Here is a 1700-nt window from a genome sequence, read left to right on the forward strand (position 1 = left end):
GGCCCACTTCGCCGAGCTGGTCGGTCGCGGCCTGTTCGGCGCTGATCGGTGACAGGGTGACGCGCAGTTCGATGTCGTCCCCGGCGGACGGGTCGAACGCGAGGACGGCGCCGGTGTCCTTGCCGTCCTGCGCGGTGGCGTCGCTCAGCCTGCCGTCGTTGCCCCAGCTCCTGAGTGAGGTCACCGGGACGTTCGTGGTGGCGTTGTAGAAGAGCTGGTACGAGGCGCCGTTGAAGGACCCCGCGACGAGCCCGCTGATCGAGGTGGTCCCGTCCGGAAGCGTCGTCGTCCTCAGAGTCGAGCGGGTACGGCTGGTGAAGTTGTTCGCCAGGTCGAGGACGAGTTCGGGGTCCGACCCGGAAGGGAAGCTGTACCGTTCCAGCGCCGTGCGCGTCGTCGCGGTCACCTCGGCCTTGATGGTGCCGGAGTCCCGCGTCACCGACGAGGCGGTTCCGGACAGGGCTCCGAGCCCCACCTGGTAGGAGCCGGGTGTCGCGCTCTCGTCGTCGTGGCCGTACGTGTGCGCGTACGTGCTGGGGGAGGGGCGCTTGTCGTACCGGACGGACGTCGGGACGACGAGCAGGTCACCGCCGCCTCCCGAGCCGCCGACGCCGTCGAGGTCCGTGGCCGTGAACCCGGCGATGTGGTCCTCGTCGTAGTCGTACCCGGAGTGATTCCGGTCCGGCGTCGTCATCGGGTTGACCTTGGCCAGACCGTGCGGCGCCTGGGCCCCCGGCAGGTCGTTTCCGTCGTCGCCCGCGGTCGATACGAAGGGGTCGACGAGCTTCGTGTAGTCCGTGCCGTCCGATGCCCCGCCGGATGCCGTTGCCGTGACGGGGGAGGGCACCGCGGCGGCCGTACCGCCGACGGGCGCGGCGAGGGCGAGCGCCCCGGTGAGCAGGGCGACGACTGTCGCGCGCAGCGGCCTGCGGCTGCGTCGGGCGGTCCCCGGAAGGATCACGCGGGGCACGGGGGGACGGGATCTGTCGGGCACGTAACCTCTCCAGCGTCGCTCGTACGCACACACGGTCTGGCAGGCCCCACTGGGAGACAACGTTGTCAACGCGGGGCGCCGGGCGTGCGACCCAGGGTGAGACGGCAGCGGACACACAGAATGGCACTCCTGCGCCGGATTGCACCCTGTCGTGTTCACGACCGCCCGCAATCAGACACGGGCAAGGCGTACGGCGGGCGAACGAGGTGCGTACGGTGAGCGCGTACCGGACGCCGTGAAAGCGACGGCCGGGGGAGCGGTACGGCCGGGCGGCGGCCGACTGGCCTCAGTCGTAACGGAGTTTCATCCAGTGGTAGAGGCTGATCGGAACGGTGAGCGCGCCCCAGAGGATGAGGAAGACCGTGAGGGTGTTGGAGCCGTTGAGCACACCGAGGACTGTGACGAGCGCCCATTGGCTGACGACCCAGCGCCCGACGACCTTCAACTCGTTGAGATCATGCGACAGTTCATCGCGACGGAAGAACCACATCCAGACCATGTAGGTGCCGCCCAGCGACATCGCCGCGCCCACGACGAGGCCGTAGCCGTCCAGCAGCAGGTTGAATTCGGGAGCGTCCTCGGTCCGGTGGGTGTGGCCCTGCACGGTCATCGTCGTGATGATCCCCGACCAGACGGTGACCGTGACACGGTCACCGGAGTGCAGGTGGTAGAAGGCATCGGGCGGGTCGATCAGTCGGACGTCCCC

At 69.2% G+C, this 1700-nt stretch carries 2 pseudogenes; both read right to left on the bottom strand.

Features of this window, described 5'->3' with window-relative positions:
- A pseudogene (locus ACWEBX_RS40160) lies at positions 1-961 on the bottom strand (hypothetical protein); the annotation flags it as partial.
- A 319-nt stretch (positions 962-1280) separates the two neighbouring features.
- Positions 1281-1700 (bottom strand): annotated as a pseudogene (locus ACWEBX_RS40165) (hypothetical protein); the annotation flags it as partial.

It is taken from the genome of Streptomyces sp. NPDC005070 (assembly GCF_053600395.1).